Origin of the sequence: Variovorax sp. PAMC26660 (assembly GCF_014302995.1) — a bacterium.
GTDB lineage: Bacteria > Pseudomonadota > Gammaproteobacteria > Burkholderiales > Burkholderiaceae_C > Variovorax.
This window is the reverse complement of sequence record NZ_CP060295.1, coordinates 299,849-322,188: the sequence shown is the minus strand read 5'-3', so window position 1 is coordinate 322,188 and position 22,340 is coordinate 299,849. Positions and strand designations below refer to the sequence as shown.

At 64.2% G+C, this 22,340-nt stretch carries 18 protein-coding genes and 1 pseudogene; 15 read left to right on the top strand and 4 right to left on the bottom strand.

Annotated features, from left to right (window positions below; translation table 11 throughout):
• Window positions 1-28 precede the first annotated feature (28 nt).
• Complete coding sequence (locus tag H7F35_RS01555) at window positions 29-595, top strand: NTP transferase domain-containing protein (RefSeq protein ID WP_187111241.1); 567 nt, start codon at window positions 29-31, stop codon at window positions 593-595.
• A gap of 16 nt (window positions 596-611) precedes the next feature.
• On the opposite strand, the gene H7F35_RS01550 is transcribed toward H7F35_RS01555, so the two are convergent.
• Both H7F35_RS01550 and H7F35_RS01545 read right to left on the bottom strand, forming a co-directional pair.
• Window positions 612-1,151 (bottom strand): superoxide dismutase family protein, encoded by a 540-nt coding sequence (locus tag H7F35_RS01550; RefSeq protein WP_187111240.1) that lies wholly within the window; start codon window positions 1,149-1,151, stop codon window positions 612-614.
• On the bottom strand, window positions 1,148-1,852 hold the full coding sequence (locus H7F35_RS01545) for a gamma-glutamylcyclotransferase (protein WP_187111239.1): 705 nt from the start codon (window positions 1,850-1,852) through the stop codon (window positions 1,148-1,150). Before H7F35_RS01545 ends, H7F35_RS01550 begins: the two co-directional genes overlap by 4 nt.
• A 135-nt stretch (window positions 1,853-1,987) precedes the next feature.
• On the opposite strand from H7F35_RS01545, the gene H7F35_RS01540 reads away from it, so the two are divergent.
• The 4 genes from H7F35_RS01540 (at window position 1,988) to H7F35_RS01525 (ending at window position 5,937) form a co-directional block, all read left to right on the top strand.
• Window positions 1,988-2,536: an OmpA family protein gene (locus H7F35_RS01540; protein WP_187111238.1), complete on the top strand. Its 549-nt coding sequence runs from the start codon at window positions 1,988-1,990 to the stop codon at window positions 2,534-2,536.
• A gap of 193 nt (window positions 2,537-2,729) precedes the next feature.
• Window positions 2,730-4,565 (top strand): phosphogluconate dehydratase, encoded by a 1,836-nt coding sequence (gene edd / locus H7F35_RS01535; protein WP_187111237.1) that lies wholly within the window; start codon window positions 2,730-2,732, stop codon window positions 4,563-4,565.
• Window positions 4,556-5,200 (top strand): bifunctional 4-hydroxy-2-oxoglutarate aldolase/2-dehydro-3-deoxy-phosphogluconate aldolase, encoded by a 645-nt coding sequence (eda, locus tag H7F35_RS01530; RefSeq protein WP_187111236.1) that lies wholly within the window; start codon window positions 4,556-4,558, stop codon window positions 5,198-5,200. Before edd ends, eda begins: the two co-directional genes overlap by 10 nt.
• Window positions 5,201-5,208: 8 nt before the next feature.
• Window positions 5,209-5,937: a haloacid dehalogenase type II gene (locus H7F35_RS01525; RefSeq protein ID WP_187114093.1), complete on the top strand. Its 729-nt coding sequence runs from the start codon at window positions 5,209-5,211 to the stop codon at window positions 5,935-5,937.
• Window positions 5,938-5,940: 3 nt separating this feature from the next.
• Here the strand turns inward: H7F35_RS01525 and H7F35_RS01520 are convergent, their stop codons facing one another.
• Window positions 5,941-6,495 (bottom strand): DUF1697 domain-containing protein, encoded by a 555-nt coding sequence (locus H7F35_RS01520; protein ID WP_187111235.1) that lies wholly within the window; start codon window positions 6,493-6,495, stop codon window positions 5,941-5,943.
• 256 nt (window positions 6,496-6,751) lie between these two features.
• Here H7F35_RS01520 and H7F35_RS01515 point away from each other — a divergent pair, with 256 nt between their 5' ends.
• Window positions 6,752-7,966 (top strand): tyrosine-type recombinase/integrase, encoded by a 1,215-nt coding sequence (locus H7F35_RS01515; protein WP_187111234.1) that lies wholly within the window; start codon window positions 6,752-6,754, stop codon window positions 7,964-7,966.
• Between the two features lie 621 nt (window positions 7,967-8,587).
• On the opposite strand, the gene H7F35_RS01510 is transcribed toward H7F35_RS01515, so the two are convergent.
• Window positions 8,588-9,265 (bottom strand): helix-turn-helix domain-containing protein, encoded by a 678-nt coding sequence (locus H7F35_RS01510; RefSeq protein ID WP_187111233.1) that lies wholly within the window; start codon window positions 9,263-9,265, stop codon window positions 8,588-8,590.
• 79 nt (window positions 9,266-9,344) lie between these two features.
• On the opposite strand from H7F35_RS01510, the gene H7F35_RS01505 reads away from it, so the two are divergent.
• The 9 genes and pseudogenes from H7F35_RS01505 to H7F35_RS35085 form a co-directional block, all read left to right on the top strand.
• Window positions 9,345-9,635 (top strand): helix-turn-helix domain-containing protein, encoded by a 291-nt coding sequence (locus tag H7F35_RS01505; RefSeq protein WP_187111232.1) that lies wholly within the window; start codon window positions 9,345-9,347, stop codon window positions 9,633-9,635.
• 1 nt (window position 9,636) lies between these two features.
• Complete coding sequence (locus tag H7F35_RS01500; RefSeq protein ID WP_187111231.1) at window positions 9,637-9,813, top strand: hypothetical protein; 177 nt, start codon at window positions 9,637-9,639, stop codon at window positions 9,811-9,813.
• The gene (locus H7F35_RS01495; protein WP_187111230.1) at window positions 9,810-10,823 is read left to right on the top strand and encodes a DUF1376 domain-containing protein; all 1,014 of its coding nucleotides are present in this window, start codon (window positions 9,810-9,812) and stop codon (window positions 10,821-10,823) included. Before H7F35_RS01500 ends, H7F35_RS01495 begins: the two co-directional genes overlap by 4 nt.
• Window positions 10,810-11,487 carry a DUF6475 domain-containing protein gene (locus H7F35_RS01490; protein ID WP_187111229.1) on the top strand — a complete coding sequence of 226 codons (678 nt, stop codon included), beginning with the start codon at window positions 10,810-10,812 and terminating at the stop codon, window positions 11,485-11,487. Before H7F35_RS01495 ends, H7F35_RS01490 begins: the two co-directional genes overlap by 14 nt.
• Window positions 11,484-19,847: a PLxRFG domain-containing protein gene (locus tag H7F35_RS01485; RefSeq protein ID WP_187111228.1), complete on the top strand. Its 8,364-nt coding sequence runs from the start codon at window positions 11,484-11,486 to the stop codon at window positions 19,845-19,847. The genes H7F35_RS01490 and H7F35_RS01485 overlap by 4 nt, the downstream gene beginning before the upstream one ends.
• Before the next feature lie 57 nt (window positions 19,848-19,904).
• On the top strand, window positions 19,905-20,219 hold the full coding sequence (locus H7F35_RS01480) for a hypothetical protein (protein WP_187111227.1): 315 nt from the start codon (window positions 19,905-19,907) through the stop codon (window positions 20,217-20,219).
• Entirely contained in the window at window positions 20,216-20,755 is a 540-nt protein-coding gene (locus H7F35_RS01475; protein WP_187111226.1) for a lysozyme, read from the top strand. Before H7F35_RS01480 ends, H7F35_RS01475 begins: the two co-directional genes overlap by 4 nt.
• Window positions 20,755-21,300 carry a hypothetical protein gene (locus H7F35_RS01470; protein WP_187111225.1) on the top strand — a complete coding sequence of 182 codons (546 nt, stop codon included), beginning with the start codon at window positions 20,755-20,757 and terminating at the stop codon, window positions 21,298-21,300. The genes H7F35_RS01475 and H7F35_RS01470 overlap by 1 nt, the downstream gene beginning before the upstream one ends.
• Before the next feature lie 294 nt (window positions 21,301-21,594).
• Window positions 21,595-22,323: pseudogene (locus H7F35_RS35085) on the top strand (DUF6531 domain-containing protein); the annotation flags it as partial.
• Window positions 22,324-22,340 lie beyond the last annotated feature (17 nt).

The following is a 22,340-nucleotide window of genomic DNA, read 5'->3' as shown; positions in this document are numbered from 1 at the left end:
ACCGAATTGTTGCGCACATACTCGGCCCATGACGACCAAGGCGAATTCCCCGGTGGTGATCGTGCTGGCTTCGGGCCGGGGCGAGCGCTTCATTGCGGCCGGCGGCACAGGCTCCAAGCTGAAGGCGATGCTCGCGGGCAAGCCGGTGCTGGAGCGCACGCTCGACGCGGTGCGCGCCAGCGGGCTGCCGTGGCACCTGGAAGACGCCGGCCATCCCGGCATGGGCGACTCCATCGCCGCCGCCGTGCGGGCCACGCCCGATGCCGTGGGCTGGCTGATCCTGCCGGGCGACCTGCCGCTCGTGCGGCCCGAGACGCTGCAGGCGGTGGCCGCCGCACTCAGCGGGCGGGTGAACGCCGTGCAGCCTCAGTACCTGGGCGAACGCGGGCATCCGGTCGGCTTTGCGGCCGGTTGCCGTGCGCAGCTTGCAACGCTGGAGGGGAATCTGGGCGCATCGTCCATCCTGCGGTCGATGCGCGCTATCGATTCGGTAGCGGACCTGGTGGTGGACGATGTCGGTGTCGTGACCGACATCGACACGCCCGAGGCCCTGGCGCGCGCCGAGGCGCTCTGGCTGGCGCGCGCGGGCCGCTAGCCAGCAAGTCAATCCATCAGGCCTTCGGGATCACCGCGCAGGCGATGCGCGGGCCCGAGTTGCCGGCCGGCTGCGTCGTGAAGTCGTCGCGGTCGCGGTGCACCACCAGCGCGCGGCCCACCACGCTGTTGGCAGCGCCATCGGTCAGCGAGATCGAGTGGTCTTCCACGCTGAAACGTGCCACGCCACCGGCGTCGGCCACGAGGCTCGGCAGTTCGCCGGCATGGCTGCCCGGCGCGGCGAACTTGCCGTGCGTGCCGCCGCTCGGGTTGAAGTGGCCGCCCGAGGCATTGCCGTTGTCGCCGCAGTCGCCCTTTTCGTGGATGTGGAAACCGTGCTCGCTGCCCGGCACGAGGCCGCGCACTTCGCCCGACACGCGCACGCCGTGCTCAAGCGCGGTGAAGGTCACCGTGCCGCGCGTCGGGTTGGGCGTGATCGCGGCGGTCGGCACCAGCTCGACGGCTGTGCTCGCCTTGCCACCCATGCTGCCGCAGGCGGCCAGGACGGCGGTGGCGAGGAGGGCGGTGCCCGTGGCGATGAGACGACGATGGTTCATGTGTTTTCCTTGGACGGTCCGGAAGGTTGGGAAGAAATGTCGGTAGACCCCGGAACATATACCGGAGCCGGCGGCGCATCGCAATCGGCGGCGGCCTTGGACGGCTGCGTCGTCGGCTGCGCTGGCGCGGGTGCGAGAGCCACCAGCCGGGCCAGCGCGGCGTCGTGGATCGAATGCCGCTGCAGCTCCAGCAGCGTCTGCTGCGCGTAGTCGAGCGAGCTGCCGTAGCGGCCGACCGCGTGGGTGAAGATGTGGCGGTAGCGCTCTTCGCTCAGCTCACCCGTGAAGTTGGGGCTGCGGCGCGACAGCGTGAAGGCCAGCGCGCTCACGTTGCCTTCGGCCGTGCCGCAGCGCAGCCACTTGGGGTCGTACACGCCGGTCGGCATCTCGCGCAGCCAGAGCCGTTTCAGCGTTTCCAGTCCTTCGGCCTTCGGCACACGGAACACCATGCCGCGGCAACTGCCGCCCGAGAGCAGCCCGAACACGAGGCCCGGCGTCTGGACGCTGCCGCGGTTGACGCGGCTCCACATCTTCAGCGCCCGATGCCAGCCGTGCACCCAGGCCGGGCGCCATTCGACAAAGCCGAAGTCCGGCCGCCAGATCAGCGAGCCGTAGCCGAACAGCCAGAGATCCTCGTGCCCACCCCAGTCGGCGATGGCACGCTCCAGCATCGGCTGCGGGTCGCGCAGGGGCTTGGGCATCGGGTCCAGTCCCGGCGGACCGGGATCCGGCGCGGGGTCCGACACGGGGGTGTCAGGAGCGGCGCCTACAATTTCGCGATCATGGTTCACCGCACCATTATTTACCTACCCCTTCCCTACGGAGCAAGACCCGCAATGAGCGACGACGACAGCCAGCAAAATTTCATCCTCGGATTCCTGATGGCCTTGATCGCTCTGGTGATCTTTTTCGTGATCGGCATCGTGCTCTGGCACAAGGGTCACAGCGTGGCGGCCGTTCCGGCCAAGCCCGCAGTGGTGATCTCGTCGCCGGCTCCCGGCCAGGAGGTCAAGCTGGCCGAAGTGACCGAAACGGTGACGGTCACGATCCCCGACGGTGCGAGCATCCGTGTGGTCAACGGCGTGGTGAGCTTCTACTTCGCGACCGGCAGTGCCGACCTCGCACCGGGTGCTGCCGAAGCACTGGCAGCGGTCATCAAGGGCGTTGAAAGCGGCCACAAGGCTGTGGTTTCGGGCTTCCATGACGCCACCGGCGACGCCGCCATCAACGAAGAACTCGCCAAGAAGCGCGCCCAGATGGTGCGCGACGTGCTCACCGGCCTGGGTGTGCCGGCCGACAAGATCGACCTGCAGAAGCCGGCCGTGACCGCCGGCACGGGCAACAACGCCGAGGCGCGCCGCGTCGAAGTCAAGCTGGTGGACTGAGCGCCACGGCCTGCCCGCAGAACAAGCCCGGTGATGCCGGGCTTTTTTGTGCCCGCCGCCGCGCCGGCCATGCCTGAGTAAATTCGTATTGTTCGGCGCCCGGATTTCATCAGCCCTTTGCCGTCAACTTGGTACGATGGGCCTCCAGGCCCACAGTCGCACCGGCGACACGCAGCAAGAGCCACAGACCCCCATGAGCAGCACACACCCCACCGTTCGCGACGTCACCGATCGCATCCGCGAGCGCAGCCATGCGCAGCGCAGCGCGTACCTCTCCAGGCTGGCCGACATCCGCGGCCGCGACCGCGGCTCCGACCGCATGGGCTGCGCCAACGTGGCGCACGCGGTCGCGGGCATTCCGGCCAACGACAAATTCAGGGTGGTGACCGAGCGCGCGCCCAACATCGGCATCGTCACCGCCTACAACGACATGCTCTCGGCCCACGCGCCGTACCAAGGCTATCCGGACATCATCAAGCAGGAGGCCCGCCGCCTCGGCGCCACCGCGCAGGTGGCGGGCGGCGTGCCGGCCATGTGCGACGGCGTGACGCAGGGCACGCCCGGCATGGAGCTGAGCCTGTTCAGCCGCGACGTGATCGCGATGAGCACCGCCATCGCGCTCACGCACGACATGTTCGACGGTGCGCTGCTGCTGGGCGTGTGCGACAAGATCGTGCCGGGCCTGCTGATCGGCGCGCTGCACTTTGGCCACCTGCCGACCGTGTTCGTGCCGGCCGGCCCGATGCCTTCGGGCCTGTCGAATGGCGCCAAGTCGAAGGTGCGCGAGCAGGCCGCGCAGGGCCTCGTGGGCCGGCAGGGCCTGCTCGATGCCGAGATGGCGGCCTATCACACGGTGGGCACCTGCACCTTCTACGGCACTGCCAACAGCAACCAGATGCTGCTTGAAGCCATGGGCCTGCATGTGCCCGGCACGGCCTTCATCCAGCCCGGCGACGCGATGCGCGAGACGCTCACGCGCGAAGCGGTGCGCACGGTGCTCGGCAAAGCGAGCGACGTCGCGTTCAGTTGCCCGCCCATCGGCGAGATGGTCGACGAGCGCTGCATCGTCAACGCCATGGTCGCGCTGCTGGCCACGGGCGGCTCCACCAACCACCTGATCCACTGGGTGGCCGTGGCCCGCGCGGCCGGCATCGTGATCGACTGGGACGACTTCTCGAAGCTCTCCGACATCATTCCGCTGCTGACCCGCGTGTACCCCAACGGCAGCGCCGACGTGAACGAGTTCCAGGCTGCGGGCGGCCCCGGCTTCGTCATCGGCGAACTGGTCGATGCGGGCCTGATGCACGGCGACGTGCTCACGGTGCGCGCCGGCGGCATTCGCGAATTCGCCAACATCCCCACGCTGGTCGAAGGCGGCGAGCAACGCCTGGCATGGCACTCCGCCGCGCCCTCGAAGAACGACGCCGTCGCGCGCACCGTCGCGCAGCCGTTCAGCGCCACCGGCGGCCTCAAGCTGCTCAGCGGCAACCTGGGCCGCAGCGTGATCAAGGTGTCTTCGGTGCCCGACGACCGGCACGTCATCGAAGCGCCTGCACGGGTGTTCGATTCGCAGGCCGCGCTGCACAAGGCCTTCACGGCCGGCGAGCTGGATCGCGACGTGGTCTGCGTGGTGCGCTGGCAGGGCCCGCAGGCCAACGGCATGCCCGAGCTGCACAAGCTCACGCCACCGCTGTCGGTGCTGCAGGGCAAGGGATTCCGCGTGGCGCTGGTCACCGACGGTCGCATGAGCGGCGCGTCGGGCAAGATACCGGCCGCGATCCACGTCTCGCCCGAGGCGGCGGCCGGTGGCCCGCTTGCCAAGGTGCGCGACGGCGACCTGATCCGCCTCGATGCCGTCGCGGGTACGCTCGCGGTGCTGCTGCCCGAAGACGAATGGGCCGCGCGCGAAACCGCGACGCTGCCCGAAGCGCAGCGCATCGCCGACGGACACGGCCTCGGCCGCGAGTTGTTCGCCGGCATGCGCCGCAATGCATTGACTGCTGAAGAAGGAGCCTGTTCATGGCTATGAACCCCCAAAAACTCACCGCGCTCGAAGTGATGCGCGACGCCCCCGTCATTCCGGTCATCGTGCTGAACGACGTCAAAGACGCCATTCCGCTGGCCCGCGCGCTGGTGGCCGGCGGCATCCGCATGCTTGAAGTCACGCTGCGCACGCCGCAGGCGCTGCAATGCATCGAGGCCATCGCCAAGGAGGTGCCCGACGCCGTGGCCGGTGCCGGCACCATCCGCAGCGCGGCCGATGCACAGGCCTCGGCGCTGGCCGGTGCCAAGTTCGGCGTGAGCCCGGGCTACACGCGCTCGGTGGGCAAGGCCTGCCACGACCTCGGCCTGCCGCTGTTGCCCGGCGTGGCCACCGGCAGCGAAATCATGACGGCGCAGGAAGACGGCTACACCCAGCTCAAGTTCTTCCCCGCGCTGCAGGCCGGCGGCCTGCCGATGCTCAAGGCATGGCAGGGCCCGTTTGGCGACGTCACCTTCTGCCCCACGGGCGGCATCCATGCGGGCAATGCGGCCGAGTTCCTCGCGCTGTCGAACGTAGCCTGCGTGGGTGGCTCGTGGATCGTGCCGGCCGATGCCATCCGCGAAGGCAACTGGGCGCTGATCGAGCAACTGGCGCGCGCCGCGAGCCAGCTGCCGCGCTGATGACCGCCATGCGCGCCGACTTCGACGCGAGCGACCTGAAGGTCATTGCCTTCGACGTCTTCGGCACGGTGGTCGACTGGCACAGCGGCATTGCCGCCGAAGCCGAAATCGCCTTGCCGGGTGTCGATGGCGCCGCCTTCGCGCTGGCCTGGCGCGCGGGCTACCAGCCCGCAATGAAGGCCGTGATGGAACGCATCGCAGCGGGCGAGGGCGGCTTCACGCTGCTCGACGAACTGCACCTGAGCATGCTCGAACAGGTGCTGCGCGATTTCGACCTGAGCGATCGCCTCGACACCGCCGCCCGGCGCGACCTGAGCCGCGCCTGGCATCGCCTGCCGGCATGGCCGGATTCGGTCGCGGGGCTCACGCGGCTCAAGAAGAAGTTCACGATCTGCACGCTCTCCAACGGCAACATCGGCCTGCTCACCGAAATGGCCAAGCGCGCCAGCCTGCCCTGGGACTGCGTGCTGTCGGCCGAGGTGTTCAAGGCCTACAAGCCCGATCCGCGCACCTACCTGGGCGTGGCGGGCGTGTTCGACGCCACGCCCGGCCAGGTGATGCTGGCCGCCGCGCACCACGACGACCTGGCCGCCGCACGCGGCTGCGGCCTGAAGACCGGCTACATCGAGCGGCCCCATGAGTTCGGGCGGGCCAAGCCGAAGGACGTGTCGCCGCAGCCGGACAACAACCTGCACGCGCGCGACATCAACGAGTTGGCCGATCTGCTCGGCTGCTGATCCTCAGTCCGTGAGCAGCTTCTCGACCGTGCGCAGGTTGCGCGTGGTCGTGCTTGATTTGTAGCGGGCTTTCGCCAGCAGCTTGGCGACCGGTGTGTCGGTGCTTTCACCGCGCGGACATTCCCAATAGAGAACGCCCTTGCCGTGTTTCAGGCGCTCGACCTTGGCGTCGACCGCGCCGGCCTTCTCGATGATTTCATCGAGCATCGCGGCGTCGGAGCCGAACACGAGGTAGGGATGCCGTTCTTCGTCGATGCGCTCGAAGGGATAGGCCGCAGCCATGCCAGCCACGGTCTTTTGCGTGAGCAGCACGATCCACGCGTCGTAGCCGAAGCGCTTGCGCAGCGCCTGCTCGATGCGCGTGCGCAGCGCGGCGGCATCGCCTTCGTCTGTATCGAACAGCACGTTGCCGCTGGCGAGCACCGTGCGTACCGCGCCGAAGCCGAGCTCGACAAAGAGCGCCTTCAGATCGGCACTCTTGATCGTGATGCCGTTGACGTTCACGCCGCGCAGCAGCGCGACATGGCGCGTGGCCGTCTGCTTTTTGGGGCTCGCCATGGACGCTACTGCCGGCTGTGGTTCAGCGAAGGCCGCCGCCGGCGCCGCTTTCGTCGCGCTGGATCAGTTCTATCTTGTAGCCGTTTGACTGGGTTTCTTTCTGCATGAGAATCCAATTAAATCAATAACTTACGCGAGTGAACGGCTGTTGATATCCGCTCAAATACCGCTAAAGTCAGCTCCAGACGCCACTAAATGGCGGCCGAAACTCCACCAGACCGATAGGATAATCGTCTGGTCAACCAGAGGAAATGACATGGCGAGACCACGACAAAGAGAATCAGGAAAGTGGGAAATTGGCCTTCGACACCCGTCGTTGCCAGGAGGGCGTAAATACTTCTCTTTCGACACAGAGGCTGAGGCTATCAGCTACGGCGAGCAGTGGAAGCTGATGAAGTTGGCGGGCGTGGCGCCGCCCGACGAACTGCTGAAACCAGCGTCTCCGGCGAACAGCAAGAACCTGGGCTTCATCGTGAGGCAGTGGGCAAATAGTGGCTTGGCGGCGCCATCGCAGCACTCGGTGCTGGGCTCGCTGATTGCAGAGGTTGGGAGTGTTCCGCTAGCAGACGTGACTTATGCCTGGATAGCACAGTACGTCCAGCGACTCAAGGTCAAGAACAACTTGGCACCCAACTCGATCCGCCATCGGATACAGGCGCTGGGCCGTTCAATTGATGAACACCTGAGAAACAACCCTGAGGTTGTGTTTGTGAACCCTGTTCGACTGCTGCCGAAGGGCTACAGCACCTACAGCGCCTTGGATCAGAAGCTGACCGAGGCGGCGGGCAAGAAGGTTAAGGAGGATGTGTCTCGTGACCGCCGCCTCTTCCCTGGTGAACAGGAAAAGATCGTGGCAGCGCTGTCCGGCTTTCAGCGCGAAGACCGTGAGCGCGGCCTGATGCTACTTGGCGGGAACGCGCTACTGACGATGTTCCTGTTGATCGTCTATTCTGGCCTGCGATTGCGCGAGGCGTACACGTTGACGCGCGGGCAAATTGATTTTGACGCAAAGGTCATTCGCGTTCGCAGTTCCAAGCAGTGGCGCGGAAAAGTCGTCTTTCGCGATGTCCCCATGCGCCCAGAAGTGCACCGCGCATTGCAGAGCTATCTGTCGACGCGCCGGCTATTACCTGCAGCGAATCTGTTTCCATTCATGGATGAGGACGAGGGGCTGACTCTGACGACGGTTACGGCGCGCCTTTCCTCAAGATACCTCATTGCGTTCACCTATGCGGGTTGCGAGGGGCTGCATGAGCACGACTTGCGGCATGAGGCCACGTGCCGATGGCTTGAGCTGCGTGACGCTACTGGGAATTGGATGTTCAGGCTTGAGGAAGTAAACCGGATCATGGGGTGGTCTTCAAATTCGACCATGGCCCAGCGCTACGCGAGTTTCCGGGGGGCGGACTTGGCGCAACGCATGTGGGCTACGTCGGAAGCAGCACCGGAGGCACGCGCCGTCGCGACTTGACGGGCGCCTTGGCGTCTGCGATCAGAAGGTCGAGCTTCGCCTGTTCGTATGCCAAGAACAGTTGGTCGCAGGTTGCATGTTGCGTGGTGGACATCGATCTTTCCTAAACGGGGGTGCTTGCTGAAAACCTGAGCCGACTGATTGCAGATGGCTCAGGTTGTGGCCCGCTTGCGCAGGCCGCTCCTGCTGTTACCGCGCCAAAGCAGGTAGGCGCCTTTCGGACTGGCCCTGTAGCGTCAACACGCGGCACCCGCGATTGGGTGACGCGCTCGGCAAGGGAGCGCCAGGCTTCGCCTCTTTCTCGTTCTGCTCAGGCGGGGGTGCAGGGCGCCTCGCGTTGGGGCGCCTGGGATATCCATCAATGCGAGAGACGCGTGTGGCGGCCTGTTTGGCCGCCGCCTGCCTCTCGCTCAAATTTTTAAAGGGCTACAGGTGGTCGCCGATCCGATTCGCCTGACGCCAGTCGTTGGCGTGAGCGAATTCTACGAATGTAGAAATACATCCGTCAACATGTGTAGAAATTATTTCAACAAAAAAGTGCCAAAACGAAAAAAAGCCACCCGAAGGTGGCTTTGTTGAAACTGGTGCGCGCTGGAGGAGGGCGCAGCGAAACGACTTCGCTTATCGCGGTTTGCGGTACTTCCTGTGCTCCACCATCGTGCCAACGATGTAGATCGGGACGACATCCGAGCGCATGGAGGGGTAGTCGTCATTGAGCGGGATCAGCTCAAAAATCAGCGCGCCATTCGCGTCCATGCTGCGAGGGCGGTACTTCTTGAACGTTGCTTCTTCCTCTCCATTCTTCGCCGCAACGAAGTCGCCCGGCTGCGGGGCCACGTCCGGGTCGATGATGACCCGATCACCCTCTTTGAACTCGGGAAGCATGGAGTCGCCCTTGATCTGCAGGGCGAACGTATGAGGGGAGACATCCTGGTCCGTCGTGAGCCAGTCGTCTGCGTCCCCTGGCTGGAAGCGATCAATGATTTCGGCCCACATGCCCGCTTGAATGTAGCTAACGAGAGGGATGCGCCGTGTGCCTGCAGGGACGGGGGTCACGTTGCTCGGCACGGCAGTTCCTGCCATGAGGGCGCGCACGTCGTAGTCATGTTCGGCGTCTTCAAGCATCTCCAGCGTCATGCCCATCGCAGCAGCCAGCTTGGTGGAGAACTTTGAGCGGGAGCTACCTCGGTTTTCCAGCGCGTTGATAGTCCCGACCTCGACGCCTGAGAGGTCCGAGAGATCTTCAAGCGTGAGTCCCGCTTTGCTGCGGTAGTGACGGATGCGTGCGCCGAGTGACATGCCCCGAGTTAAACATATGTAGAGTTGATTGAAAACACAATTGTTGAATCCAGACTTCTACACATGTAGAATCTTCGGCATGAATTCAACACTTGATGCCAACCCCGAAGTTGACGGTAATCCACCGCTCGCGGCTGATCCGGTCCTTGATGCCATCCGAGCGGCAATCCAAGGTGCTGGAGGACCAGCAAAGGTAGCGCAGGAGGTCGATGTCTCCGTGCAAGCCGTGTGCTTCTGGCGCGATGGCAAGCGCAAGTTCCCCGCCGAGCACGCGCCCGCACTGGAGCGGATGAACAGCGGTCGTGTTCGCTGCGAGCAGATGTGCCCCAAGTCCGACTGGGGTTATCTGCGAGGTACGGAGAGGGCTTGATATGGCAACGACTATCAAAGCCCTCACCCCTGAGATTCTTCGCGCTTCCGCTCAAGAGGCTGCGCGCCAGCATGTTCCCTTCGAGGAGGCCTGCCACTACGAAAAGGGTTCGCCGTTGTGGCGCGCCTTCCAGGCCGCATACGTCGAAGCAACGGCCACGGAGCTGGAGGCCGCGTGAGCGAGGCACCCGCGCCACTGACACCGGAAGACTGCGATTTGCAGGACTTCCCGTTTATGCCGCTCGACGTTGCACGTCTGCGTGATAGCGACTTGGCGTCGGATGAGTCTCCCGAGGCATGCTGGGCGGCCGTGCTGCTGTGGGCGGCCTCTTGGCATCAAGTGCCCGCCGCATCCATGCCGAGCAATGACAACTGGATTGCCAAGCAAGCCGGCTATGCACAGCGAGGCAAGATTTCCGAAGACTGGGCAGGCGTGCGTGAAGGTGCCATGCGGCACTGGCTGCTGTGCAGCGACGGGCGCCTGTATCACCCGGTGGTGGCCGAGAAGGCGCGGGATGCGTGGGCGGCCAAGTTGGCGCAGCGATGGCGCACCGAGTGCGGCCGCATCAAGAAGCACAACGACCGACATCCCGGTGCGAACGTGCCGCGCCCGACGTTCGAGCAATGGATCGCGTCGGGCCGCCCGGTGGGACAGCCCCTGTACGTCCCCAACGATCCTGCGCCGCGTCCCGAGGGACATGGCGCGCGTCCGGCAGGGGACACGCCCGCTGGCGCATCAGGACACCCCCCGCGAGTCCCCGGCGAAACAGCTTCCAAGGGACAGGGAGAGGGAGAGGGACAGGGAGACCTTAATTCCGTACCTAAAGGTACGGGCGGAAAGCCGCTTGCACCGCCGCCGTTGCCTGCGAAGGTCAAGACCCCCGAAGAAATGGCGAAGTCTGAACTGTGGCGCGCTGCGGTGTCGGTGCTGGAGAACGGCGGTTGCCCTGTTTCGCAGTGCCGCACGTTCATGGGCAAGCTGGTCGTTGACTACACGTTCCCGGTTGTGCAGCAAGCGGTCGCTGCCGCCGTCACCGCGCAGCCGGCTGATGCACGCGAATACCTCAAGGCGACGTGCCAGCGCCTGAAGGGCGAGCGGCCATCGGCCAACCGCCAGGAAGCGCTGGAGCAACGCGGCCAACAGGTCGTGGATGACTGGGCGGAAGGGGCGGGCAATGCAGGCGCATGAACGCAAGGACTTCGGCCAGCTCGTGAAAGACGTGATGGCGTACTACGGCAAGGACACAAGCAAGTTCCTGCTGGATGTGTGGTGGGACGCCTGCCAGTCGTTCGACTACGAGCAGATCGTGACGGCCGTGAACCGGCACATCAAGGACGCGGAACACGGCCAGTTTCCACCCAAGGTTGCGGACATGGTTCGCATCTTGGCGGGCACCGCGACTGACCGCGCGGTGATCGCGTGGGGCAAGACCCTCGCGGCCATGACTAGCGTGGGCGGGCATCAGGACGTGGTGTTCGATGACCCAGCGATTCATGCCGTGGTGGAAGACCTGGGCGGCTGGCCGAAGGTGTGCCGCACCGAAACCAAAGACCTGGGCTATCTGCAACACCGGTTCTGCGAGAGCCACCGCGCCTACACGCGCGCGCCGGGCTTCGACTATCCGCGCCGGCTGTCGGGCGAATCGACCGATACGGACGGCGAATACCTCCGCGTCGGATTAACGCCGCCGCGGCCCGTGCTGGTGGGCAATGCGGACGTGGCGCAACAGGTCTACCTCAACGGTAGCAACACCGGCAAGACCGCTATCACCTTCCCTGTGCGCAAAGCGCTGGAGGTCTCGAAGTTGATGCGTCTGACCAATCAAAACGACAACAAAGGCAGTCAAGGATGACTTTGAAAACCTCAACCATCGCGCAGGACTTCGCCGTAGAGCGCCACCGCTGCGATGCACCGCGCCTGTTCGTGCGCGATGCGGTCAACGTAGACCTGACGCCAGCCGGCAAGGCTGAGATTCGGCCCGCCGTGCGCAAGGTGTCGGACAAGCCCATCACGCACCTGTGGGCGAGCCCGCTGCATGGCGACACCTTCGGTGCGCTGGGCGATCAATGGGTGCGGGTGGACCCGACGACCTGGGACACCAAGGGGCTGGCGACGGTGGGCGAGGGCGATCTGTCGTTCGAGGTTCTAAACAACCAGGTGCTCGCGGCTGGCCCTGCCGGCATCTACGTCTTCGACGGTGCGGTGGCGCGGCGATTGACTATCGACACGCCACCGCCGCCGATGGTGGCCGCCACTGATGGTGCCCTCGTACCCGGTAGCTACGGCGTGGCCGTGGCATGGCTGCGCGGCGCCACCGAGTCGGCCCCCTCGGGCATCACGCATCTGGCGGTGCCTGTCGGTGCCGGTCTCGAAATCACATTGCCGCTCTGCATGGACGCGAGCGTGACGCACGCGCGCCTGTACTTCACGCACCCGGATGGTGGCGAGCTGGCACGAGGCGAGGAATACCCGATCAGCACGGCCAGCGTGACCGTGCCGCTGCTGCCACGCCTCGGGGCGCCGCCGCAGTTCCTGCACAAGAGCCCGATGCCGACCGGAAAATTCCTCAAATACTGGCGCGGCCGACTGCTGACCGCGCGCGCGAACGTGCTGCGCTTCTCCGAGCCGCTGGCCTACCACCTGCACGACGAACGGCACGGGTTCGTTCAGATGCCGCAGCGCATCACGTTCGTGTTGCCTGTGGACGGCGGCATCTGGGTCGGGCAGGTTGACCATGTGGCGTTTCTTGAGGGCGCGACCCTTGACGGCCTCACCTTGCAGCGCAAGGCCGCACGCGCCCCTGTGCCGGGCAGTGCCACCAATGGGCGTTGGAAGGTCAAGATTCCTGATGGCGCGAACATGCGGGCCGAAGCCAAAACAGGTTTCGGCACCGGGCACTACCCGTTCTCGCGGTTGGTGAACGCGGCTTTCAGCAACCAGACCGTCAAGATTCGCAAGCGCGACAGCGAGGGCCGCGAGTACCTGGACACCGAGGCAACCGACGAGGCCAACGGCAAGATCAGCGACATCCGCGCCAAGTTCGGCGAATGGCTGTGGTCTGACCCTGAACGCCGCGTCGCTCAGGAGCGCGAGTACAACGAGGTTCGCAACGCCTACGCGACGCCGAAGTACGACGGCTCGTTCCTCAAGTTCGAGGGCATGGCCCTGAGCCTTGGAAATGGCCCCTTCGATCTGCGCAGCCATCAGGCAAATGCGATCTGGCGTGCGCTGGTCAACCGCCGCAGTCTGAACGCCCACGAAGTGGGCACCGGCAAGACCTTCACGATTGGCGGCATTGCCGTCGAGAGCCGCCGCTATGGCCTCGCCAAGAAGCCGATGCTGTTCGCACACAACGCCAACAGCGCGACCGTGGCGGCCGAGATTCAGCAGATGTACCCCGGCGCCAAGGTGCTGTACATCGACAACCTGAGCCCGGAAACCATCGCGGTCAAGATGCGTCAGATCGCGAATGACGACTGGGATGTGGTTGTGCTGCCGCATTCGCTGATTGATCGCCTTTCGTTCCGCGAGGAAACGCTGATGGCGATGGCACAGGAAGACATTGTTTCTCTCGAAGAAGAAGCCTACGCCGCAGCCAATGAAGACGGCGTGACGTTGACCGAAGAAATCATGGACAACGAGGACGAGCTGAAGAAGCTGCGTTCAGTCACGGCAAAGGAACTGGTCAAGGCGCGCAATCGCATCATCGAGACGATCAAGGATCAAGCGATGCGCTCCAGCAAGGAGGGCGCGATTCCTTTCGAGGAACTGGGCATCGACATGCTGATGGTCGATGAAGCGCACGAGTTCAAGAAGCCGCCGATCAGCACCCGCATGAGCATGAAGGGGCTGAACACGCAGACCTCGAACCGATCGATTGCGCTTCAGTTCATCACTCGCTACATCCGCGCCAACAACGGCGGCGGGAACGTTCACACGTTCACTGGCACACCCATCACCAACACGCTGACGGAGATTTATCACCAGATGCGCTACGTGATGGAAGACGAAATGAAGGCCGCAGGGGTGGAGACCTGGGACGGCTGGTTCGGCTCGTTCGCCAAGGAAGTGCAGGACGTGGAACTGTCAGCCGCTGGCGAGTACGAGGCGGTCACGCGGCTGGCGGGCTTCATCAATGTCCCGGAGCTGCGCCGAATGATCGGTCAGTACATGGATGTCGTTTTCGCCGACGACATGCCTGAGATGCAGCCGCGCAAGACGGCCAGCGGCAAGACGATGGCGGCCAAGGACTTGACCGAGCGCGAGCGCGCAGAGCTGTTGAACGGCCGCACCGAGGGCGCCAAGGACCGCCCATACAAGAAGATTGTGAATGTCACGTCCGACCTGACGGGCGAGCAGCAAAACATCTTCCGCCAGTTGCAGGGCTATGCCCGTGCGTGGCGGAACATGGGCGGGAAGGCGCGCAAGGAGGCGATGGCGGCGGGCTCCCCCGAATCGCCAATCATCACCGAGGGCATGGCGAACAAGGCCAGCTTCGACGTGCGCCTGATGCACGACGCGCTGTATGCGGGCCAGGAAGGAATCGCGGCCGACGATCCGGGCAGCAAGGCGTCGAAGGTGGTTGCGAACGTCCTGGAGGTCTACCGCAGCGACAAGCGCGCCGCACAGGTCATCTTTGCGGAACAGGGCTACTCGACCTCGCAGAAACGCAGCATTGGCCGCGATCCAGAAGGCAAGAAGCTGTACCGCACGGTCAAGACCTTCTCGACCATGCGCGACATCGTGGCGCGGCTGGTGGCTCAGGGCATCCCTGCCGATCAGATTGCCATCGTGGACGGCGGCACATCGAAGGAGAAGCGCAAGGAAATCGCCGATGGCATGAACACATTGCGCATCCGGGTGGTGATCGGCTCGACCGACACGCTGGGCGTTGGCGTGAACATGCAGCGCAACCTGCGCGCGATGCACCACATGGATGCGCCCTACATGCCGGGCGAGCTGGAGCAGCGCAACGGGCGCGGACTGCGCCAGGGCAATCAGTGGAACACCGTCATGGAATTCCGCTACATGACCGACCGCCTCGACGGCCGGCGCTGGCAGATTCTGGCGGTCAAGCAGCGGTTCATCACAGCGTTCCTGAAATCCAACAGCGAAAGTCGTGTGATCGAGGGCGATGCGGCCAGCGACACCGAGAGCGACATCGTGCAGTCGTTCAGCGAAGCCGCTGGCGACCCGCGCATCTTGATTCGCGCCAAGCTGGCGAAGAACGTGGAAGCCCTGAAGCGTGCCGAACGCATGCACACCAACGGTATCGCCGACGCCAAGCAGGGCGTTCGCCGCGTGAGCGACAGCATCGAATGGGCGAAGAAGCGCCTGAGCGAGCTGACGGCCAACAACCTGCCGGCGACCGTGCGTGACCTGCTGCAAAGCCAAACGGACAACTACCGCGCGACGGTGGACGGGACGGTCTACGACAGCCGCAAAGACGCGGAAGTCGCAATGGACAAGCACCTGCGCGAAACCATGCGGATGGAGCAGAAGGGCGTGCCTGTGGGCAACTACGCCGGCCATGCCGTCACGGCGTCGTGGCCGTCGATGGTCAGCACGCCCGATCTGAGCATGACGATAGGCAACCAGCAATTCACGAGCGGTACGCTGCGCGGTCTTGAATCGCAGTTGCGCGGACTGCCGGCGCGCATCGAGCGGGTGCGCGAGGAAATCTCGACCAAAGAGGCCAGCATCGAACGCATGGAGGAAGTCTCCAAGGCACCATTCGCTCGAGCCGCAGACCTGGAACGCGCGCGCACGCAGTTTGAGGCACTGGTGAAGGACATCGAAGTCAACCCGGTGCCCCCTCCTGCATGGCTGCGCGCTGGGGCGCCTGTCGATGCTCCCGTGTTCCGCGACGGCCACGAGTTCGTCGTCACGGGCCATCGTTGGACGAAGGACGGCTGGTTTGTGCTGGCGCAGGATTCCGTTGGCGACACCGCCATCCCCTACAGGGAGGCGACCGACGCACAGGGCATGCCGGTCTACGAGCCGCGCGAGTTCGTGGCGCCCGAAGTTCACGAGAAGACGGCCAAGGACACGGCCAAGCCTGCCGAGAAAGCCGCGCTTGCCGAAACCACTGTCGGCGATGACGAAGTGAGCTTCGCGCGGTCGAAAGTGGAGTTCAGCCCCGCTGCGCGTGCCCAGTCGATTGCCGCCGTTGAGCGCACCGCCGATGCGGTGAAGGCTGGATGGGCGAACGCGCCCGGCGTGATCGTGGCATTCGACATGAACGATCCAGTGGTACCCGAAAGCGCGCGTCGCGCCGATCTGAAGCAGCGCAGCGGTGGCGCGCGTGGTGCGCCCGAGGGCTTCTATCACCGTGGCAAGGTCTACCTGATGGCCTCGCGCCTGAACACACCCGCCGATGCGGCGCGCGTGCTGTTCCACGAGGCACTGGGGCACCATGGTCTGCGTGGCGCGTTCGGCGGGCAGCTCGACGGCATCCTGAACCAGATCGGCACGATGCGCCGCGCAGAGGTCGACGCGAAGATCAAGGAATACGGGCTGCGCGGTGTGAACCGGCTCGACCGGCGCGCCGCGGCTGAAGAAGTCTTGGCCGAGATGGCGCAGACCACGCCCGATATCAGTTTCGTGCGCCGGGCCGTGGCCGCGATTCGCACTTGGTTGCGCCACAACGTGCCGGGTTTCCGCAACATGGCGGTGACCAACGATGAAATCATCCGCAGCTACATCCTACCGGCGCGCCGGTTTGTGGAGCGCGGCGACCCCGGAGGCGGTGGGCTGCGCGGTGACGCCTTGTTCAGTCGCGGCGCCCAGGCACTGCGGCCCGCCGCCAATTTCCTTCAAGCGCGTGTCGCGGCCTCGCAGTTTCAGGGGAAGCCGCTGACGAATGACGCCACCGGCATGGTGGCAACCATGACGCGCAACAGCCTGGACAAGATGCTCAGTCGGAAGGCGGTGGACAAGTCATCGTCGGCCGCAGACCAGGCGCTGGCCGTTGCCAACCTCGATCAGTTGTTTCGTGACGCCACCTATGGCTGGAGCAAGCCCGACGACGGCGGCAACACCAATATCAAGCAGGTACATCGCTTGTTCGCGCCAATGCAGACGGAAGACGGCGTGCGTCTCGTGAAGCTGACGGTCAAGGAGTTCGTGGCGGCAGAGCAGGGCAACCGCATCTACACGGTGGAATCGGTAGACGTAAACGAAAAATCCCCTGCGGCTCAGTGGGTTGACGCGACAGTACGAGACGATGGCCTCGACCCGACTTCAATCCGCTCCGCAGGGGAAGTACGTAGTCTAGCGGAACAGATTGAACGCCACAACGTAGGTGCCGACGACGGCGAATCGGGCGGAACGCCCATGTTCAGCCGCTCGAAGATCGCCGAGTACACCAGCAAGGCGACGGCCGAGCTGAACAAGACCCTGAATGCGCCGGGCCGGCTGTCGTGGTGGCACAAGACCATCGGGACCATGAACAACCTCGCCGAGCGCTCGCCTGCTTTCAAGCCGGTATTCGAGGCGGCGCAGGGGTTCGTGGACGATGTGAGTTTCTATGCCACTGACGCCTCCGAGCTGGCCCCCAAGCTGTTGCCAAAGCTGGATGAATGGCGCGACATCAAGAAGCGCCCGGTATCTGCGGCCGACAACACGGCCGTGGCAAAGCCGGTATTCGAGGGCACGCTGTCGTGGGCGCGCGACGACGAAGGCAAGCCGGTGAAGCTGGCCGATCTGGAAGCGCAGGCCGCCACGATGACGGTGGAAGAAAAGGCACGTCGCCTGCTGCGCCGAAACGAGATCGATCCGGGCATGCTGGCCGCTTGGCAGGGTATGCCGCTCGACTCCTACGAGCGCGCGGTGCATTCGCGCTACCAGTCGCGCATCCTGGCGCCGGGCGTCGTGTGGACGGACGCAGAACTGAATGGCACGTTTGGCCTCAATGTCGAGCAGATCGCGCTGTACCGCGAGTTCCGCGCGGCGACGGATCGCAGCCTGGACACGATGGCGCGCGCTGACATGCTGCGCTACGCCGGGGATGACTTGAAGCCAATGCAACAGGCGGTGATGGATGCGGCCGACGTGCAGGCCGCGACCACGCTGATTTCGCAGTACCTGCAAGAGCTGCAACGCGAGCAGCCCGACCGTGCCTCGCAGATCGCCGACACCATGAACGGCATCGTGAAGCGAGCCGACAAGGTGAAGGAATTGCAGGACAAGGGCTATGCGCCGCTGTCGCGCTTCGGCAAATACACCGTTGACGTGATGGAGGGCGAGGAACGCCAATACTTCGGCCTGTTCGAGACGGCACGCGAGGCCAATGCGATGGCCGAGAAGATGGCGCAGGAGTACGGCGAGGCGAACGTGACGCAGGGCACGCTGTCGGATGAGGCATTCAAGATGTTTGCCGGCATCACGCCCGAGAGCCTGGAACTGTTCGGCAACATGCTGGGCCTCGATACCGATGGCAGCAATGCGCAGGATCAGGCGTTTCAGGAATATCTCAAGCTGACCAAGACCAACCGCAGCGCCATGCGCCGGCTGATTCACCGCAAGGGCATCGCCGGTTACAGCGAGGACGTGGGCCGCGTGCTGGCGAGCTTCATCTACAGCAACTCGCGGCAGACAGCGGCGGGTCTGCACATGGGCGACCTGGGCGAAGCGGTGAACGAGATTCCAAAGGCGCAGGGCGAGCTGAAAGATGCGGCCGTGCGACTGGCCGAGTACGTGAAGAACCCGCAGGAAGAAGCACAGGCCGTGCGCGGCCTGCTGTTCGCGCAGTACCTGGGCGGCTCGATTGCTTCGGCGTTCGTGAACATGACCCAGCCGGTAGCAGTCACCTTCCCTTGGTTGAGCCAGTTTGGCGGCGCGGCCAAATCGGCATCGGCACTGGCCAGGGCCGCCAAGGACATGGCGACCAAGGGATTCAAGTACGAAGCCGACCTTGCAGCGGCGCTCAAAGCAGCCGAGGACGATGGCACTGTGAGCCCGCAGGAAGTGCACCAGCTCATGGCGCAGGCGCGCGGCTCGGGCTCGCTGCGCTCGGGTGACGGCACGCGCATGGGTAGCGTGCGCGCCGAGGCCGGCAACGCAATGACCGCGCTTTCGATGGCCTGGGGCAAGGTGTTCGGTGCGGCCGAGCAGGTGAACCGCCGCGTGACGTTCATCGCCGCTTACCGGATCGCCCGCGAGCGCAACATGCCGAGCCCGTTGCAGTTCGCAAAGACGGCGGTGCGGGAAACCCAGTTCCTCTACTCCAAGGCCAACAAGATGCAATGGGGGCGCGGCGCCATCGGCGGCACGCTGATGACGTTCAAGACCTACAGCGTGGCCTACATCGAGCTGCTGGGGCGCATGTGGACGCAAGGCGGCCCCGAGGGCAAGAAGGCTGCTGCGCTGGCGCTCGCCACGCTGATGCTGATGGGCGGCGCAGGTGGCCTGCCGTTCATGGAGGATGCCGAAGACGTGGCGACCGGGCTGGCGCAGTTGATGGGCTACAACCTCAACGCCAAGCAGGCCAAGCAAGAGTTCCTGGAAGACGTGTTCGGCAAAGCGCTGGCTGACTTCATCGACAAGGGCGTCACGGGCCTGCCGGGTATGCCGGTGGACGTGTCGGGCCGCCTGGGCATGGGCAACCTGATTCCCGGCACTGGTCTGCTGCAGGAGAAAAGCAGTCATACCCGCGACGTGCTCGAAATCGTCGGCCCCATGGGCGACTTTGCGAGCCGCATCCTGTCGGGCGGGCGCAACGTGTTGGGCGGCAACGTCGGAGCCGGCGTGTTGGAAATGATGCCCGCCGCTGTGCGCAATGCTGCCAAGGGGGCCGACATGGCGGCCACGGGCATGTACCGCGACAGCAAGGGCTACAAGGTGCTGGAGACGACGCACGTTGAAGCGGCATTGAAGGCCATCGGGTTCCAGCCGGCAACCGTGGCGAATGTGCAGGAGGCGAATGGTATCAACCAGGCCGCGAAGAACTTCTACAACCTCAAGGCGCAGGAGATCCGCTCGATGTGGGCGCGCGGCATCTTCGAGGACGACCCGGCCGAGGTACAGGCGGCGCGCGACGCCATCGCTGCATGGAACCAGAAGAACCCGGATCAGCCCATGCTGATTACGGTGCCATCGGTCATGCACAAGGTGAAGGAAATGCGCAAGCCAAAGGATCAGCGTATCGCGGATACCGCGCCCAAGGCGATGCGCGCTCAGATGAGGGAGAGCCTTCACAGGCCTGTGCCGTGAGGCCGGACCCCCTCTAGGGTTCGCGTTGATGGGGGTATCTCGGAATGATCCGGGACCATGAAAACCCTCATCACCGCCATCCTCACCGCCCTGGGCATCCACGGCAGTTTGAGCGCGGAGCAGAAGCATGATGTAGTCACCGCCACGGTCCATGCCGTGCCCGGTGGCGCTGCCGCAGGAGGGGCGCATGTTGCACAGTTGCCCCTGAGCGACATGCTCGTGGTCTGTTCCATCGCGTTCGTCCTGCTGCAAGCCGGGTATCTCATATGGAAGTGGCGCCGTGATGCGCGTCGCGACCGCGAGCGCCAGGAAGACCGCCGCCTGGGGGTGCATTCCCCGTTTGATCCTGCTGACGATGGAGAGCCGTCGTGAACGGCGCGCTTCGCTCCCGGCTGCTGGCGGTTGCCGGCGCCAGCGCGCTCGCCATCGCCGCCACGCTTGGCGACTGGTACGAGGGCACCGGCCCGACCGTCAAGCAGCCGAGTGGTGCCGTTCTCTACAAGCCCTATCCCGACAGCGGCGGTATCTGGACGGTCTGCCGTGGTGTGACTGGCGCCAAGGACGTTGACCCGTCGCGCCTGTACACCGAGGCCGAGTGCAAGGCGCTCGAAACCAAGCACCTCAAGATCGCCGAGGCCGCCGCGCGCCGGCACATCGCCGGCTACGACCAACTCAACAAGTGGCAGCAGGCGGCACTGATTGACTGGTTCTACAACCTGGGCGCTACGCCCGCCACCACGCAATCGACGCTGGTGGCGAAGTTCGCGCGCGGCGACATCGACGACGGTTGCCGCGAGTTGTCGCGCTGGGTCAAAAGCCGCGTTCGCGGCGAGTTGGTGACGCTGAACGGTCTGGTGGACCGACGTGGCGCCGAGGCCGAACTCTGCCTGGACTGGGGGGCGCGGTAATGCCTGACCTCAGGACGCCACTGCTTTGGTTGCTCGGTGTGCTGCTGCTGGGGGCGTTGGCCGCTGCTGCGGCGGAACGCACTCAGGCGCTCAAAGCGAGAGTCGATGTTTCTACGGCGAAGAAAGCGCTGTCCGATGAAAAGCTCGACCGACAGGCCGAGAACACCCGCCGTGCGCTCGCCGCACTCGAAGACTTACGGCGCGTGCTCGCATTGCAAGCCGCCCACGCCAAAGCTCAACAGGAAAATTTCGATGCCTACGAAAAGAATCTCGCTGCACTCGACGGCCGGCGCCGCGCTGCTGCTGGCGATGCTGAGCGGGTGCGCCAGCAATACGCCGCCTACGCCGCCCGTGATCGGGATCAAGCCACAACCGACCCCGCTGCCTGCATCCGCATCGCGGATCGATCCGCAGTCCTCGCAACCCTGGCTGCGGAAGGTCGAGAGCTACTTTCACAAGGCCGACTTGTTGTTGAACAGCGAGACGCTGAAGTAGGGCTGCTGCTGCACACAATCAAGAATGACAGGGCGCTGGTGGCGCCATAGCGGCAGTTGCTGGCCACGTTGATTGGCCGGCACCATGCGGGTCATGAGGATGAGGCGCGCGCGCAGGCAGCTATGGGCCGGCTTGTCGGACCGCGTGCCACTCAACAGTCGTTCACCGACAACAGCGACCCTGAAGAATTGCGTACTTTCATTTCCAGTCCGTTTCTGACACTCGCAGCGTCATCGATTTGCCGTTGTCTGCGTGTGGCCTTTCGGATAGCCTGAAACAAGTTGTATGGCACGTGCAACGCAGTAGGCATTCGCCCGAAGTGCGGCGAGCCCAGAACAAATTCAATGGATAGCGTGCACGCACTGGTCTGTCGAGGACTAAGTGAAAAAAGAGGGGGAAATTTGAAACTCGTAATAGCACGCCTGCTAGCGTCAATTTCTGTGCGGGGGCTGCAAAGTGGCGTCATGCTTCTTGGAGCAATGATGTGCTTTCCACAGCCCGCTCGTGCGGATTTCGAGCCAACAGTCAATGAGTGGGCAGTCGAATGGTCCCCACCAATCTATAAGCCCACAAGACCGGAAGCGTGTGCAGCTATGAAGGCTGTGCTGGACAATCCGCAGTCATACTTTGTGCTGCAGTCTGACAACTATCCCGGTTATCAATGGGGCCAGTGCTACTACATTCAGTACGGTCGTGGAACTAGCGTGCCCTGGGGTTACTTCTTGAAGCCCTATGTGCCAAAGCAAATGCTTTGTCCACGCGGGGCATATCTAAACGGGTACAACTGCGTGTGCAAGGTTTCCTACCAGCAGATCGGGTCTGCCTGCGAGCCACCCGAACCAGAAGTGCCGGAGGAAAACTCCTGCCCTCGCCCGATTGGTCCAACTGGCGTCTCCATTGGAAACCCAATACTTCCTGCATCAGGAGAAAAGTATCAGTCGGAAACTGATTGGACCGATTCTCGCTCGCAAGGTTTGAGCTTTAAGAGAATATACAGAAGCTCTAGAGCGACTGATACAACCCGGGCAGCGACCTCTCTGGGAAAAGCTTGGACACATAACCACGATTTCACGCTTGTGAGGGTCGGAAC

Coding starts and splice junctions, on each gene's coding strand:
- H7F35_RS01515 (WP_187111234.1), top strand. CDS start 6,752: ATGGCGAGACCACGACAAAGAGAATCAGGAAAGTGGGAAATTGGCCTT.
- H7F35_RS01520 (WP_187111235.1), bottom strand. CDS start 6,495: ATGGCGAGCCCCAAAAAGCAGACGGCCACGCGCCATGTCGCGCTGCTG.
- edd (WP_187111237.1), top strand. CDS start 2,730: ATGAGCAGCACACACCCCACCGTTCGCGACGTCACCGATCGCATCCGC.
- H7F35_RS01480 (WP_187111227.1), top strand. CDS start 19,905: ATGAAAACCCTCATCACCGCCATCCTCACCGCCCTGGGCATCCACGGC.
- H7F35_RS01540 (WP_187111238.1), top strand. CDS start 1,988: ATGAGCGACGACGACAGCCAGCAAAATTTCATCCTCGGATTCCTGATG.
- H7F35_RS01505 (WP_187111232.1), top strand. CDS start 9,345: ATGAATTCAACACTTGATGCCAACCCCGAAGTTGACGGTAATCCACCG.
- H7F35_RS01555 (WP_187111241.1), top strand. CDS start 29: ATGACGACCAAGGCGAATTCCCCGGTGGTGATCGTGCTGGCTTCGGGC.
- eda (WP_187111236.1), top strand. CDS start 4,556: ATGGCTATGAACCCCCAAAAACTCACCGCGCTCGAAGTGATGCGCGAC.
- H7F35_RS01510 (WP_187111233.1), bottom strand. CDS start 9,265: ATGTCACTCGGCGCACGCATCCGTCACTACCGCAGCAAAGCGGGACTC.
- H7F35_RS01485 (WP_187111228.1), top strand. CDS start 11,484: ATGACTTTGAAAACCTCAACCATCGCGCAGGACTTCGCCGTAGAGCGC.
- H7F35_RS01545 (WP_187111239.1), bottom strand. CDS start 1,852: ATGCCCAAGCCCCTGCGCGACCCGCAGCCGATGCTGGAGCGTGCCATC.
- H7F35_RS01490 (WP_187111229.1), top strand. CDS start 10,810: ATGCAGGCGCATGAACGCAAGGACTTCGGCCAGCTCGTGAAAGACGTG.
- H7F35_RS01470 (WP_187111225.1), top strand. CDS start 20,755: ATGCCTGACCTCAGGACGCCACTGCTTTGGTTGCTCGGTGTGCTGCTG.
- H7F35_RS01525 (WP_187114093.1), top strand. CDS start 5,209: ATGCGCGCCGACTTCGACGCGAGCGACCTGAAGGTCATTGCCTTCGAC.
- H7F35_RS01500 (WP_187111231.1), top strand. CDS start 9,637: ATGGCAACGACTATCAAAGCCCTCACCCCTGAGATTCTTCGCGCTTCC.
- H7F35_RS01550 (WP_187111240.1), bottom strand. CDS start 1,151: ATGAACCATCGTCGTCTCATCGCCACGGGCACCGCCCTCCTCGCCACC.